The sequence below is a fragment of the Thalassobacter stenotrophicus genome (assembly GCF_001458315.1).
GTDB lineage: Bacteria > Pseudomonadota > Alphaproteobacteria > Rhodobacterales > Rhodobacteraceae > Thalassobacter > Thalassobacter stenotrophicus.
In genome coordinates this window covers 12,149-26,627 of record NZ_CYRX01000032.1, presented here as the reverse complement: position 1 = coordinate 26,627, position 14,479 = coordinate 12,149, and the positions used below count along the sequence as shown (strand labels likewise).

Annotated in this window: 11 protein-coding genes; all 11 read right to left on the bottom strand. The window is 58.0% G+C overall.

From position 1 onward, the window contains the following. Window positions 1-30: 30 nt before the first annotated feature. Genes THS5294_RS13580 through hisF form a run of 11 tightly spaced genes read right to left on the bottom strand, consistent with a single transcriptional unit; the run spans window position 31 to window position 14,470 of the window. Window positions 31-1,248, bottom strand: a complete 1,218-nt coding sequence (locus tag THS5294_RS13580) for a glycosyltransferase family 4 protein (RefSeq protein WP_048599751.1) — start codon at window positions 1,246-1,248, stop codon at window positions 31-33. Between the two features lie 2 nt (window positions 1,249-1,250). Continuing rightward, on the bottom strand, window positions 1,251-3,041 hold the full coding sequence (locus tag THS5294_RS13575) for a heparinase II/III family protein (protein ID WP_048599750.1): 1,791 nt from the start codon (window positions 3,039-3,041) through the stop codon (window positions 1,251-1,253). Next, window positions 3,023-4,912 (bottom strand): asparagine synthase (glutamine-hydrolyzing), encoded by a 1,890-nt coding sequence (gene asnB / locus THS5294_RS13570; protein WP_048599749.1) that lies wholly within the window; start codon window positions 4,910-4,912, stop codon window positions 3,023-3,025. The genes THS5294_RS13575 and asnB overlap by 19 nt, the downstream gene beginning before the upstream one ends. Before the next feature lies 1 nt (window position 4,913). After that, the gene (locus THS5294_RS13565) at window positions 4,914-6,221 is read right to left on the bottom strand and encodes an O-antigen ligase family protein (protein WP_048599748.1); all 1,308 of its coding nucleotides are present in this window, start codon (window positions 6,219-6,221) and stop codon (window positions 4,914-4,916) included. Next, complete coding sequence (locus THS5294_RS13560) at window positions 6,218-7,687, bottom strand: MATE family efflux transporter (RefSeq protein WP_048599747.1); 1,470 nt, start codon at window positions 7,685-7,687, stop codon at window positions 6,218-6,220. Before THS5294_RS13560 ends, THS5294_RS13565 begins: the two co-directional genes overlap by 4 nt. Beyond that, complete coding sequence (locus tag THS5294_RS13555) at window positions 7,681-9,594, bottom strand: CDP-glycerol glycerophosphotransferase family protein (protein ID WP_048599746.1); 1,914 nt, start codon at window positions 9,592-9,594, stop codon at window positions 7,681-7,683. The genes THS5294_RS13560 and THS5294_RS13555 overlap by 7 nt, the downstream gene beginning before the upstream one ends. 4 nt (window positions 9,595-9,598) lie before the next feature. After that, window positions 9,599-10,759: a polysaccharide pyruvyl transferase family protein gene (locus THS5294_RS13550; protein WP_048599745.1), complete on the bottom strand. Its 1,161-nt coding sequence runs from the start codon at window positions 10,757-10,759 to the stop codon at window positions 9,599-9,601. After that, entirely contained in the window at window positions 10,701-11,822 is a 1,122-nt protein-coding gene (locus THS5294_RS13545) for an acyltransferase family protein (protein WP_072936737.1), read from the bottom strand. The genes THS5294_RS13550 and THS5294_RS13545 overlap by 59 nt, the downstream gene beginning before the upstream one ends. A gap of 44 nt (window positions 11,823-11,866) precedes the next feature. Then, a complete protein-coding gene (locus tag THS5294_RS13540; RefSeq protein WP_048599743.1) occupies window positions 11,867-13,084 on the bottom strand; it encodes an N-acetyl sugar amidotransferase in 1,218 nt (405 codons plus the stop codon). Further along, window positions 13,077-13,730, bottom strand: coding sequence for an imidazole glycerol phosphate synthase subunit HisH (hisH, locus tag THS5294_RS13535; protein ID WP_072936739.1), 654 nt, complete (start codon window positions 13,728-13,730; stop codon window positions 13,077-13,079). The genes THS5294_RS13540 and hisH overlap by 8 nt, the downstream gene beginning before the upstream one ends. Before the next feature lie 5 nt (window positions 13,731-13,735). Continuing rightward, window positions 13,736-14,470 carry an imidazole glycerol phosphate synthase subunit HisF gene (hisF, locus tag THS5294_RS13530; RefSeq protein ID WP_048599741.1) on the bottom strand — a complete coding sequence of 245 codons (735 nt, stop codon included), beginning with the start codon at window positions 14,468-14,470 and terminating at the stop codon, window positions 13,736-13,738. Window positions 14,471-14,479 lie beyond the last annotated feature (9 nt).

Here is a 14,479-nt window from a genome sequence, read left to right as displayed (position 1 = left end):
TTCAAAATTGTCAGCTATTTGGCTTAAAGCTTAGCGCGCGACCCCTGTCACCCACTGAACCCAGTCGTCAGAAAGCTCCGAGCGTGCAAAACGAGTTTGGGCAAGCTCTCGTGCGTTAACCCCTTTCAGTCGCAGCGCGTCCCGATGCTCTGCAGCCTCGATCAGTGCATCTGCGAAGGCCGATGGATCATCGGGCGGCACAGCGAAACCACAATCGTTTTCACCGATCAAACCCGCAAGCCAGCCCGGATAGTTGTTTAAGACTGGCAACCCTGCAGAGATGTAGTCGAAGAACTTGTTCGGAGACGTGCCGAAGTAAAATGCAGGAACATTCCTAAGAACTTGCAGGCCTAAATCAGCACCCGCCATCAATCCAGTGAGCTTGGTCTTGGGAACCGGATCGACGAAAAGAACATTGTCGAGGCCACGTTCTTTAGCATCGGCTACGAGTTTTGGCTTCTCGCGCCCTTGCCCGACCAAGGCGATCCTTACGTCGTCGCGCCCGCGGTCTTTCAAAACCGCTGCAGCATTGAGAACACTTTCCAGACCATTGGCGTTCCCATGGGTTCCCGTGAAAATCGCAAGCAACTGATCATCCTGAACGCCGTCTGGCCGCCAAGCCGCTTCGGGCGTTGAGAAGAGATCCATATCGCAACCATTTGGCACCATGGCGATCCGCGATTTGTCGACCCCGCGGGCTGCGATGCCCTCGACGATGCCAGGCGAAAGGCCCACCAACCGGTCTGCCGAACGATAAGATGCCCATTCCAGCAGGGACATAAGCCACAGCATAACCGGGTTGGTGATCACGCCCATCGCTTTGGGTAATTCCGGCCAAAGATCCCGAACCTCGAACACAAAGGGTTTTTGCGTTAGCCAGCGTGCGAAAATGCCCGGAATGCCAGCGGTAAGCGGGGTTGTCGTCGCGAACACTACGTCAGCAGGCTCCCGAAGCGCCACACCGATCGAACCAACCGCGAATTTCAAGAATACGCCAAGTCGCTGAACAAACCCCATGTGATTGCCATAGTTGAGAGCGAACTCGATCACGTCGATCCCATCGACCGCGCCGCGCCGCCTACCTTTTTTAAACGGCATGCTCAGCCCGGTATTGCCCTGCGCGTAGCTGCCACAGACCATCGTGACGCTGTGCCCGGCTCGGATGAGTGCCTGGGCCATCTCATATGATCGGGTGCCGGCTGATCCCTGCGGGGTTGAGAAATGCTGATGGAAATAAAGAACATGCATGATCAGAAGCCGACTTTCGTGATGAGTATTCCCGGCCGACTCACCTTGACCGAGATTTCCGGAATCTCTGTTTTCCGCAGGTAGTAGCGTGATTCCATCGTGGTGCCGAGTGTCGGGGAGATCGGCATGCCATCGAATTCAATCGCAACCGAGTAGTTTCCATTACGGACAATGTCACCTTCAAAGTACCATTCGCCAGGTACCAAACGCCAACGCAAGCATGCCTCTTCAAAATTGCCGGTTATCGCATCCCAACAAACCAAGGATCCAGCGCTCAGGGTTATCGCCCGATGATGCTGGGCACCACGGGCATCTGTGTATGCCGCCGCTGCACTTGCCTTAACACCATTATCCAAAACAGGCTCAACAGCTTCGGCCTTGAGCCAGTCTCCAAAAAGGAAACGCCCAAGTCGGGGCATCTGGTCGCGCCCGTCGAACTCGATGGTATTATGTGCTGCCGTGCCTGCGAACCATTCGGCTCCCTCGGCATTGTAGCTGAAGGTTCCGCCGTCGCGCAGAAGGTTGCGCCCCGCGTGCCACAGGTCGACATGCAGGGCGTCCGCTTGGCTAGGTCGATAGCGGAACCGGGGATAGCGCAAAACCGCCATGGCCTGTCCGACGCGCAACACATGATAGCCGCCGACATCGGAACTGCGCGACGTAGGTGAGGGCCAGAAATGATCGCCTTGTTTCAAGCCGAGCGCGGACACTCTGGGATCATCGTAATCCGGCCATGGTCGCTCGTTGTCAAACAGTACCGCCGCCAGCGCCACAGTCGGGCGAAAATCGCGGTAGTCTGCTTGCGACACGGTAAACAGGTGCGAGCCGTCGTTCGGACCCAAGTTTGGTGCATCCCCGGTTGCCGGGTCGACGATAGCCTGCAACCAGCGCGCCCCGTCCAAGATACGTGACCGCGCCTCGGTTCCCAGTCGCGGTGCACCGGTCTTTTCCGCCCACAGGCCGGCCAGGCAGAACCCCTCGAGATTGGCTCGGTGATAGGTCGTCGAATACTGACACGGGCTGCCGTCAGCCTGAATCATCCGCAGCGCACGATCATTCAGCCATCGCAACCCGGTCCGTGCACACCGGTCGGCGTTCGGCATCGACCAGCGTTTCCCCCAGCTACCTGCGACGTAGATCCCGCAGGCTTCAGCGGTGCCGTGGTTGTTGTCCTGTCCAAGGGCATATGACAATGTCGGCCGGATCCGCCGTGCATGGACTTCAACGAGCCACCGCATTGTCGGCGATGGATCGCACCAGGTGTCCAGGATCAACGCCGCCAGTGCGAGGTTCATCAGGCGAATGGAGGCCTCCTGTCCGCAGGCCCAGTTGATACTACGATAGGGCGGGTTTGCGTCAACCCAGTCTCGCAGCCAGTTTTCCATTCGAGTTGCGGCATCCGCGTCCCCATTACGCGCTGCCAGCGCAAATTGGGGCAACCAGTAGAAGCGCGACAGCTCCCAATACCTCTTGACGTCCCCGTCGCCGATCCGTTGCAGCGCGGCGACCCAGTCGACATCGGGATCCTGCCGGGTGCCCGCACCAAAGGGATCGGCGTGCCAATCTGGTGCTGCCCCCAATTCGACTGGATACCAGCCAAAGAGCTTCAGTGTGACTGAACCGCCCTGTCGGTCACTGTCACCGAGGCCGTAGACCGCACCCTCGGGGCAAGGTGTGTCGGGCGGCCTCGGCCGCCACCCCGACTTAAGCCTTGCACGGTAAAGTGCCACTCGTGCGACGTTGCGCAAGCCGAGTTTCGGTGCGGTTCTGGCGATCAGGCCGTAACGTGACATTGCATCTGCTTCTTCAGGTCCTGTTCGATCTCGGCAGCGGTGCCCATCCACAGTTCAAGGGCAAAAGGCGCAAACACGTCACGGAACCAGACATGCCCCCGCCCGGCGCAATAGGCATCGAAGCGTTCGAGGTAACCGGCCTTGTCCACCAAGCCGGTTTGATAGACCCGCGCGTCGTTTCGCCCCATCAAGTCGCGGACAACGGGTTGCAGGTTGCCCTTCAGCCAGTCGTCCTGTGGGTTCGCAAACCCTTTCTTGTCCTTGCGCCACGCGATCGAGGGCGGAAGGTCGCACTCGAAGGCCTTGCGCAAGGCGTATTTCGTCCAGCCGCGCGACAATTTCAACCGCTCGGGCATTCGTAGCCCCATATCCACCACGCGATAGTCGAGGAACGGAGAGCGGACCTCGCGCGACCACGCCATCGACATGCGATCCTCATAATGGCACAGGTAAGGGACCGAATATTTCGAAACATCCAGCCACTGCCGCTCTCCCAACGAGGTGATCCGGCCGAGAGGTTGCAGATCCAGCGCGCTCGCTGCGGCTTCCCCCAAGATCGACTTGTTCGAAGCACCAGTATACCGCTTGGCGTCGTTGAGGTTGAATTGAGGAAGGATCGTGCCGTTTGCGATGAACCCCGCCGCGAGTTTTGTCGCTTCACCCACACGGCGCGCCCTGAGCAGACGTTTGATTTCCAGGATCGGGTATTTACGATAGCCGCAAAAGGCCTCGTCCGCGCCCTGTCCCGTCAACACAACGGTGATCCCAGCCGAGCGCGCGCTTTCCATCAACTTGTAGAAAAGCAGACTCGAGAATGACGTGACCGGTCCGTCGGCGTGGCGAATGCAGGTCTGCAAGAGACCGAACAATCCGTCGCCTTCCTCTGGATCAAGACGGACGCGCCGGACATCGCCGTCCAAATGGCGGGCCATAGCGTCGATATGGACACTCTCGTCGTCTTTCGACCCAGGGTTCACGGCTGAAAAAAGCTCGGTCCGTTGCCCTTGGGCTCCGGTCGTCTGCGTCGCCTGCACAGCGATTATCGACGAATCGATGCCCCCTGACAGGGCAACGCCGACTGGAACATCGGCGTGTAAGCGCAGTCGAACGGCATCCTGGACCAGTGATCTGAGTTCCTCGATGCAATCGTCCGGGCTCTGCGCCCGCAGCGGGGTTTCGTATCCGGACTTCCAGAAGGTGCGGATATTCGAGACCCCCGCGGTGGGATCGGTGCCGTCGATCTCGCCGATCGACGCGGGCGGGAATGCCTTGATGGACGCCAGCCAACTGCGGTCATCCACATTCTGCAAGGATTGCGCCAGAAATCTCGAGGCCGTCACCGCGTCTGGCGTTAAATCGACACCGGGCAGCCCCAGAAGGCTGTGCATCTCGGAGGCCATGAAGACGCCGCCGCTGTCGCGATGCACGTAAAGTGGCTTCTTGCCGAACCGGTCGCGCGAGACATAGAAGCGGTTGGCCGCGATGTCATGTATGACCATCGCCCACATGCCGTTGAAATGCGCCACAGCCTCGTCGATGCCCAACCGCTCGACAAGCTCGACAATCACTTCGGTATCGGTACCCGATTTCAAATCGTGCAGACCGAATTGCCGGGCCAGCTCGCGAAAATTATAGACTTCTCCGTTGAAAAGTATCCTGAACCGCCCGGAGGCCGACAGCATCGGCTGCGCGCCGCTTTCGCTCAACCCAACAATGGCCAGACGCTCGTGCGCCATGCCCATGTGCACACCGCCAGTCTCTTCGAACAGCACGCCTTCGCCATCCGGTCCGCGATAATGCTGCCTTGCGTGTGCGACCAATACGAAGCTGCGCACCGGCCGCGCCGAGATTGCAAAAACCAGTCCGCACATATCAGCCGTATCCTCTTTGTTGACCAGTGACCAAGGTCTCCGGTAGTTTCGACGCTTTGGTCCGGCGGCTGCCAACCATCGACATCGCGATATAAAACGGGACGAACATATTGATGAAAAAGCTATATGCGAAAAGCGACTGAGCAAGCATCGAGATAAAGGCGAGTCGACACGCGTACTCGGCAAAGGACTTACGATTGATCCTGGTACTCAAGACCTGCGCTATCAAAATGATCCATATCATCAAGCCAAACAGACCAAATTTGGCCGTGATCGCCAGCGGCGTAAAATGGGCGTTCGTCACTTCCAGATGATCGGCCATGCCGAATTCGAAAAGGAAGTCGGAATCAAGATCGTATCGAAAACCGTATCCATTTCCGAACCAAAGCGACCAGTCAACGAGATGGGGCAACAATGATACGTATTCCACATAACGCCCTGGATCCGTGTACATCAGGATTTCAAGGAGATTGTCCGATTGCTCCATCGCACGCTCGATCTGGCGGAAGGTTCCGAGGATCTTGTTGACGGATACCAGGTCGGAACCCAGAAAACTGCTGCTGGCAATGAACGCGACTGGAAGAAATACCACGCCGACGACCAGGAACCGGATAAACCCCTTTCGCACCTTCGGATGCGCCAGAGCGGCGACAGCTGCAATGACGATCAGCCCTAACATGACCATCCGCTTGCCTGCCGCAAGCGCGATCGCGAGAAAAACGAGATACGCGAATATCTTTCCCTGAGCTAACACCAGGGCTGCAGCAAAGGTCAATTCCGCCGGTGCCTGATAATAGCGGCCTGATGAGGTTCCCAGCAGGACCGAGGCCACCGCAAGGGCAATTACGGCAAAGAGACCGCACCAAAGCACGAGTTTGCGTGCCGGTTTCGTGAAAACCGCATCAAGGTCGGTAACTGCATGAATGCGTGACAAGATCGTTCTGAAAATCACGATCTTTGCGATGAACATGAAGAATATTACCGTGTCGTTTGCAAAGGTGATCGAAAGATTTCCACGGGCAATACCGATCAGGAATGGATAGGTCGCGAAGATGAGCAGCAAAAGGTCGATGCCGCGAACCTTGACCCGCGATCCGCAATACTTAAGGAACGAAATCACGATCAGCGCATCCATCGCCCGATACAGCAACAACAGAAGCGGCGGCAGCCCCGGAACACCCAAAAGCCTGAGAAGAGCCACCAAGTTCAAAGCGGCAAACACGATCATGAAAAAGACGGCGACCTTCAGAACCTTAAGTTCACCGCGGATCGACAGCAGGTCGGAGCTCTGGGCAGCTTGGTCACTCATCGCGCGATCTCATCTTCCTGTGAACGTTCGCTGAACCGTTTCGACGCGATGATCAAGCCGAGACCGGTCACGAGCGACAAAAGAACGTTTACGACGATAGCCGGTCGGGCATCGCTTTCGAGATAGGCCATGCATATCATCTGAAGCTCCAGAACCCCAAGGGATACGACCATGACCACGGTTGCAAGCCCTGCGAGTGTGACCAGGCGGCGCCTGGCAACGTCGCACGCGAATCCGACGGCACGCATGCACAGCCACACACTACGGCCACTCATCAGGATCATCGCGACCAGAACTGACGCAGCCATGCCCTCGATCCCGCCGCCAATGTTCCACGCGACACCCAAGAACAAGATTTCGAGGAGTAGGGTAATGACCGTGTTGACCAAGACTGCTGCCTTGATGCCCAAGGACATGGTGACATCGCTCATAGCCTGTGCGAGGCCTGTGACCCCCCCCGTAATGGCAAGAATACCAATGACGCGCACTGCGGGTTCGTATTCTGGCAGTACAAAGTGAATAAGCAGCGGTGAAAATGCGCAAACCGTGAACAGCGCGCCGTAGGTAAGGAGCTGAATCAGCACCAGCATCCGGTCGAACTCGGCTTGCATCAGCGCGGGGCCGTTGGTTCGTTCACGCAGCCGCAGATGCGTCGGCAAAGAGACCCTCGCGATTATCGATCCAGGAAGCCCGGTCACGCTGGCCGCAAGCGCCCCGATCCCGTAAAATCCCACGGCCTCGGGACGCGCAACCCAGAACACCGCGATCTTGTCCACGCTCATCAAGCCGAAACGCAGCAGCCCTTGCACCATGATCGGGAAACCATCCCGAAGCATCGATATGGTCCTGGGATAGTCCAGCCTCGGGAACACCACGATCCCGCGCGCAATCACATTCAACATTATCAGTGCCAAAGCCAGTGCCACGGCCCAACCGAGCGTCAACCAGAGCAGTGGCGGCTCGAACCGAATGACGACCAGTCCAATCGCAAGGAAGGCGAAGGCGTAAACCAACCTTGCGATTGACGAAGCGATAACCTTGTATTCGTTCAGCGCGCTTGCCTGTGTCGAAATGGTGAACTGCTGGGCCAAGATCACGACAAGCAGCGCAAGCGCGGTCGACAAACCGCCGATCTCATCGAATGCATCGTCACGGACACCGGAGATCGCCACAAGCAGCCCAGCAACCACCACGATTACCATGATCTGAAAACCGTAAGCCGCCGCTCGATTGGCAAGCACCTCGTTCGGCGAACCGAGTTCGATCAAACCGGGTTCCCGCCGGGCCATTGACGATGACACGCCGAAATGCAGGAAATTACCGTATGTCGCAAATGTCTGAATAATTGACCAAATGCCGTAAACGGCCGGACCAAGCAGCCGCGCCAGAGTCACCTCGAGCAGGAGAAGAGGCAAGCGGCTTCCCAACTCGCCGACCGCCAGGCGCATCGCGTTTCTGGTCAGCATCCAGACGATCCAGAAGCGATCAAGTCGGCCACGCGGTCGGTCGCTCGTCCTTTGCCAGGAAAGAACTCGTCGATAAACTCCGCCCGCCGGTTCGCATACGCCTCGAGGCTTTCGACCCGTTTTTCCGGCGCATAAGCCCGCAAAAGCGCCCTGAGGCCGGAGGTGTCGTAGCTCTTGTCGTTGACGGATGACCTCAGATAATCGAGCCGATCCACGATGTCGCGGGGGTATCGATGCAGGTGCGCAATGCCGGGCACTCCGCCCAGTGCCGCAAATTCGAGGCTCGTCGATGTTCTCGAAAGAACCACGTCGGCCTCGGACAAGGCATCCTCGAAAGGCCCGTTGAACAGTGTGACAGACTGTGACCGCGACGCGAGTTCGTCACGAACCGTTTCGTATTTCCCGAGGGGCTCACGCGGATGAGGTTTCAGGATCCAGACCAGCGGAAAATTCAGGTCGCTAGCTGCGGTTTCCAAGGACTCAACCAGTGCCGCGTTATAGTCGAACTCTTGCACGAACGGCTGAGTCGCTACGAGCACGCGTAATGGCGAATGACCCTGCGCGGCGCGATTGATCAACGCGTCCAAACGGGCATTTCCCGCCGTCAGCACATCGTCCTGAAGTGGCAGTCCGAAAGCATGGACGCGTGCGGGATCCGCGCCCGACGCCGTAAAGATTTCCCGAAGGCGCTGGTTCCCCACAACGAGATGATCCATCGCCAATGGCCATGGATAGAATACGTCGTCTGCCGAGGTGTTCTGTATCATCACAGAGCGCATCGACCGCTGAAGGGCGAGTTCGCCCTGGAGGGCACCCCAGCGATCGACGGTATCGAACGATACGACGGCCGAAGGGGTCAGGGCGCCGAACGCGCGACCAAGCTGCAAACGGTGAACGAGAAGTTCGGGCACAGATGCAAAAGCCGTATACATAATCTGGGTCGCAATGTCCTTCTTCCCTAGAAATCCCCAGTCGGCCACGCGCTCTGGCCGCGACGCCAGTGCGCGCCGTGCTGCGCTATGCCGTCGCGAAATACAGGTGAGAAAGATCCGCGCAATTTCGCCGGGAGTGGAATAGCCGTGCAAGGGATTCCAGGGGCGTGTTCCCCGCGATGCGGCAGCGGTTCCGTCAGGTGATTTGATAAGATCATCGACGAGCATGATGTCGCGGTAACCTTGCCCGGCCCGGTGCCGCATGATCGGTTCGGCAGCGACAACTTCGGTTCTAGCCCGGGTGATGAACACGGCGTCAACACTCTGTCCCTCTGGGGGCCTGCGCGCTGCGCGGCTGCGCAAGAACAGCGTCTTGCCCTTATACCCAAGCAAAAGCAAGTCGCGCAGCGCATTCTTGAAAGATGCGAGGCGGGCGCCCTGACCCACATGCTCCTTCTTGATGCCCGCTTCATTGCACAAATGCAGTAACAGGGGCCCAAACCCCAGTTCGATCTGAAGTAACGTGCGGATCTCGAGCCTCTCGATAAGCCGATAGCGACCGTGAAAACGGAAAAAACGCGCCTTGCGCAACCCGTTACCGACCAAGGCGCGAAACAGAAGTTCGAAGGCGAATGCGTTGTGGGTCAACAGGCCGATGTGATTCAGCAATGCGAGGCGGATGCTTTCGTCCGCGTTCACACCAAGCTTTGGCAAGACCTGCCCGATGACGTCGCGGTCCATCAAGGCTAGGCAATATGCGCTTTCCGGGGTCGAGATCGCACGCTGGGTAATCCCGAAAGCTTCCAGAGCCTGTTCCAGCGTGAGATGTGCGACCCGCTCGCCCAGAATATCCAGCGATACACCCGGAACGCCAGAAATCACGCAATCGACGCCATCGAGCAAAGCCGAGTTGCCTGCCAAGCGCGCAACACCCCTGGCATTGAAGACAAAAAAGACAACTCCGGTGCTCGGCATGGGGTCAGAGCCCCTCGATCCAGGTGACGACGCGGGGCGTAATGCCATCGCGTAGGGCCTGTGCCGTATCAAGGGCCTGCTGCGGCGTTCCCAAAAAGGCGCTGTCTGGTTCGTCCAGGGCATCGGAAATCCGATCGGCGAGGATCGTCGAAAACCCGGGCTCTGAAACGTCGATACAGCGGTCGGGCTGGCCGACCTCGTCATAAAGCGCCGAAATCTGCGGGTAGCACACCAGACCGAGAGTTTGACGCCTGTTGCCAATCGGCACGACATTGGCATGGAAACGGGTTCCGACACAGACATCCGAGGCCGCGTAATGGCCAAAAACCAGCCGTGCGGCCGCATCCCCCGTTCCATAGGGTGCCTGCGCGACCCGGGTGCGGCGCATGCGGTCCGGCAGGCGGTCGATCACCCTGTTCACGACATCGAGATCACGAAAGATGTGCGGCGCGAACAGGAATCCGGTCGCCGGATCCCGTTCGGAAAGGGTGCCTATTGCGTTGGCAATTTCCTTGGCAAACCCCTCGACACCGTCGTCGAGCCCGGCAAACCGAATTTCGGCCATGTCGCTGGCCAGGTTTATCGTGACGATGCGGCTGACATTCGGGTCGCTGAAAAGCGGGATGCCCTTGGCCGGCTGAAAATCGGCAAAGAACCCATTGTCTGGAGCGTGCAGAACGGCGTTCGCATAAGGTGTTCCGATATGATCGGACAGGTTTCTTTTGGCCCCGTCATTCCGCACGCTGACGAGGACCTTGTCGTTCGCGAGCAATGTGTCGAGGAACCCGGTAAACCGCGTGCGACAGGCATCGGGAACGCCTTGGCCGGGATCGACCCCCAGGGCGTTGAAATATACCGGCACATTGATTTTCGCCCACAGGTCGGGCGCGATGCCGATCGATGTTCCGGTCGGCGAGTTTTCAACCCAAAGCTCGAAGTAGTTGCCGCCGCCGATCACCAATCCGTCAAAGCCGTTGATGTAATCGACCAGGTCCGCGTCCCAGGCGCGCTCACGCCAGAAGAACTGGCGGATTTCAAGTTCCGTCCAGGCGATAGGACGCAGGCTTAGGTTCTGCAACCAATCGCGAAATCCGATGTGGTTGGCGTTATCGCCGATGTTTCCGCTGAAGCTGGCGATGTGAAGTAGGCGCAGTTCGGACACCATGAAATCCTCTGGCTATGCGATCTTTCTGGCGGCAGATCGGGTCATGAAAGGGCGTTCGGCAAAGACGAAAAAGATCATGCTGACGACAAGAACAACGACGACAGCAACCTCCAGGAAACGATGTCGCCGCCCAGATTTTCGAGAAGGCGGACAAAAGCGGATAGTGGATCAGGTAAATCGAATAGCAGGCCCCGCCCACCACGAAGAGAAAAGGCATGGACAGGAACCGGCGCACCGGCGCGCAGCCCAGTGTCGTCGCGAAGATCGCGGTCAGCAACACGATCTTGGCCAGATTTCCCCACACCGACGCATAGTCGGCTTCGATCAGGAAATACACCAACAGCGCCGTGGGGAAAACAAAGGCCAGCCGTGCCGGGATTTCGAAACGGCCCAGCAGGGGGAACGCGGCACCGAGCAAGAACAAATGCCCATGCGACAGCAGCGTCAGATAAAAGTCACCCACCAGATACGCAGTCGCAATGAAAACCAGCATCCCACCCGCGAAAAGGGTCTGCGCCAGCCTCGGCTCCAGTCGATAGATCGCATAGAGAGCCGGTGCCAGGACATAGAACTGCAACTCGACCTCGAGGGACCAGGTAACGGTGTTGATCGGACTGGGCTCGAGATAGATCAACCCGTGCAGGTAAGTGATCGACGCCAGGTAATGCCCAAGACCATCGAACAGGCCGAAACGCCCGCTCGCAACCAGCAAGACGAAAAAGATCGTCATGATCAAGATGAACGGGGGTTCCAGCCGGCGAAGACGCCGCACGAAATACCGGCCCAGGCCAACCCCGCGGCGCTCTTTCGCGGCGCGGAAGAAACCCAGCCCGAGCACGTATCCACTGATGACGAAAAAGAGTTGAACACCCAGTTCGCCCGCTGAAAACACGCGTCCGAGCGGGGACTCGAGCGCAAAACCCGGGTCCCCTACATTGGCTCTGTAGGTCCACCAGGCGTGGTCCAGAACCACCGGCAAGATGGCAAAGAACCTCAGTCCGTCGATTTCCGCGACGAACGCTCCGCTTCCGGAGGGCCGTCGCAGACGATCAATCAGGCTCATATCCCAACGCTCAGCATCGGCAGCCACAGGGGCCGCGATGCCCCCTATTCGACGACGTGGCGCAACGCCCACCCGTTGTCCGAGTGCTGCCAAAGATGCGGCGAACGGAACTGGTCGACCGTTTCCCAGAATTCGGCGTCGGACAGTCCGATGTAATCAAGGAAGTCCGCATAATAGCGCTGCGGGAATTCCTGATCGTACTTGCGGACAAGATGCACTGCCTCTTCGCGGTTGATCTTGCCGTTTCGGACTTCCTGGGCTGAGTCGTAGGTTGCGCGACCGATGCCGAATTTGATCAGCGTGGTGAAGTAATGGAACATGTCGATCTTGTCGTCGATGCTCGAATACTTCGAATAGGTGCCGGGCGTCCGCTCGGAGTTGGCCTGAAAACCGGTGTTCTCGACGGCGTAGTAATAGCACTCTTGCGGGTCCCAAGGCAGGTAGAAGCCCAGATAGTGCACCTCGACCCCCGCTTTTTCGAGACTTTCTGCGGTCGGCGGGATGTAGGGCGCAAAGTCGTTGAGCGTGTAGTCGTAGTCGCGGATGATATCCGCGATCTTCACACCGCCTAGGCGCATTTGCATCGGATCCTGAGCTGAGAAGAATTTGGTGTCCATCGTCGGCTTGAAGTTTTCATTGGGATCGTTGCCGTACTCGGCCTGGTTCTCGCCGTACATCACCAATTGCACGCCATATTTCTGCGCCATCGCCGGCCCGATGATCCGTTGACCGACAATAAACGGCTGAAAGGGGTGCAGCAGGTTCTTGAAGGCCAAACGCGTCAGTAGCCTGTGAAGGCGCCCGTTGGGCGTGAACAGGATGTTGTCATGGCCACCTTCATGGATCCAGTTGGTGAAGTTCTGCCAGCCGATATCTGTGTAAAGGTGCGGGGCCCACGTCACGGTCAACGGGTTCATACCATATCGATACTTCAGGATGTGCGATGTGTAGGCACTATCCTTGCCTCCGCTTCCGGGAACGATCATGTCATAGCTGCCGTCGTTGCGCCGAAACTTGTCCAAAGTAGCTACAAGCTGATCCTCGCGTTTCTTCCAGTCGATGCGGTGCGCTTTTTCCTGATGATAATGACAGGCGTCGCAGATGCCATCCGCAGCGAAGCCGATGGTTTTCTTCTTGTCTTCCTTCTCGTGCTTGAATTCGACAGTCGAGCTGGGACGTTGGTTGGAGATCACACAGCTCTTGCAAAAACGAACCTCGTTCGGAAGGCCATAAAAGGCTTCGAGGGCTTCCGTCTCAGACATGGATCATGTCTCCTTTCATTACGAAATTTTTCAACATTTTAAGGCCTTCCGGCCCGCTTTTCTCGGGATGAAATTGGGTTCCGACAACATTGTCTACGGCAAAAACCGCGGCGAACTCGTTTCCATCAATCTCGGCCACCGCGACAACGTCCGGCGAGGTTGCGGGCACCGCGTAGGAGTGGATAAAATAGAAACGGGCGTCCGGGTCGACACCGTCGAACAGCCACGCGGCGGCGTCGCTCCGTCGTTCAAGTGTCTTCCACGCTACGTGTGGCAAGCGCAGCGTGTGTGCGGGGTCCGAGGAAGGGATCAACGATACAACGCCTTGCGCAAGACCCAGGCCTTCGGACTCGCCGAATTCGAGGCTGCTTTGGGCCAGCATCTGCATGCCGAGGCAAATTCCCAACAACGGCATGCCGTCACTCACGGCAGACTTCAGGGCTGTATCAAGCCCGCGCGATGTGAGTTCGGTCATTCCATGGGCAAAGGCACCGACACCGGGCAGAATAAGACGTTCGCATCCAAGTAGTTCAATGGGGTCCGAACTCAGAATCGGTCGTCCGCCGACAGCCTCGACGGCACTGCAAACGCTTCGGACATTCCCGACCCCATAGTCGATGACACCGGTCAAATTGGTCTTTGTCATATCAATCACGCCTGACATAAGTTCAAAGCGGCACGCAGGTCATCGACGCTGCTGCGCTGGTAGTGAAGAACAGCCGCAAAGGCAACGGCAGACGGTTGCGTCGCGGCCAACAGATCTTGCAGATGCTGAGGTTTTCCATATCCACCCGATACAATGACCGGGCGAGTAACCGCATCGTTTACCTGCCGGACAAGGTCGATGTCAAAGCCGCGGCTGGTGCCTTCCTTGTCGACCGAGGTCAACAGGATCTCGCCGCATCCCGCGCTTTGCAGGGTGCGGGCCCACTCCACGACATCAAGATTCGTCGGTTCACGACCGTTGTCGATATAGGCCTTCCAGCCATTATCGCGTCTCTTGGCTTCGATCGAGCCGACAAGGCATTGCGACCCAAACTTGTGGGCGACTTGCTCGATCAGCCTGATGTTCTGCACGGCACCAGTGTTGATCACGACCTTGTCCGCCCCGGCCCCCAGCGCTTTGGACACGTCCTCTACGCTGCGCATGCCCCCGCCGACGGCAATCGGCACGAATACATCGCGGCAGGCTGCTTCGATGATGTGAAACAGGTTGTTGCGGTCATAGAGGCTGGCCACAGCATCCATGAACACGATCTCGTCGATACCCTGGTCGTAGTAGTTGCGGGCCAAGACGTTTGGATCTCCGACCTTGCGCAGTCCCTCCAGATGGATTCCCTTGATGACGTGCTCGTTCTTGATGTCGAGCCTTGCAATAAGTCTCATCTTTGTTTC

Bases quoted from the DNA above. Each gene is read 5' to 3' on its own strand.
- THS5294_RS13580 (WP_048599751.1), bottom strand. From the start codon at position 1,248: ATGCATGTTCTTTATTTCCATCAGCATTTCTCAACCCCGCAGGGATCA.
- THS5294_RS13575 (WP_048599750.1), bottom strand. From the start codon at position 3,041: ATGTCACGTTACGGCCTGATCGCCAGAACCGCACCGAAACTCGGCTTG.
- asnB (WP_048599749.1), bottom strand. From the start codon at position 4,912: ATGTGCGGACTGGTTTTTGCAATCTCGGCGCGGCCGGTGCGCAGCTTC.
- THS5294_RS13565 (WP_048599748.1), bottom strand. From the start codon at position 6,221: ATGAGTGACCAAGCTGCCCAGAGCTCCGACCTGCTGTCGATCCGCGGT.
- THS5294_RS13560 (WP_048599747.1), bottom strand. From the start codon at position 7,687: ATGCTGACCAGAAACGCGATGCGCCTGGCGGTCGGCGAGTTGGGAAGC.
- THS5294_RS13555 (WP_048599746.1), bottom strand. From the start codon at position 9,594: ATGCCGAGCACCGGAGTTGTCTTTTTTGTCTTCAATGCCAGGGGTGTT.
- THS5294_RS13550 (WP_048599745.1), bottom strand. From the start codon at position 10,759: ATGGTGTCCGAACTGCGCCTACTTCACATCGCCAGCTTCAGCGGAAAC.
- THS5294_RS13545 (WP_072936737.1), bottom strand. From the start codon at position 11,822: ATGAGCCTGATTGATCGTCTGCGACGGCCCTCCGGAAGCGGAGCGTTC.
- THS5294_RS13540 (WP_048599743.1), bottom strand. From the start codon at position 13,084: ATGTCTGAGACGGAAGCCCTCGAAGCCTTTTATGGCCTTCCGAACGAG.
- hisH (WP_072936739.1), bottom strand. From the start codon at position 13,730: ATGACAAAGACCAATTTGACCGGTGTCATCGACTATGGGGTCGGGAAT.
- hisF (WP_048599741.1), bottom strand. From the start codon at position 14,470: ATGAGACTTATTGCAAGGCTCGACATCAAGAACGAGCACGTCATCAAG.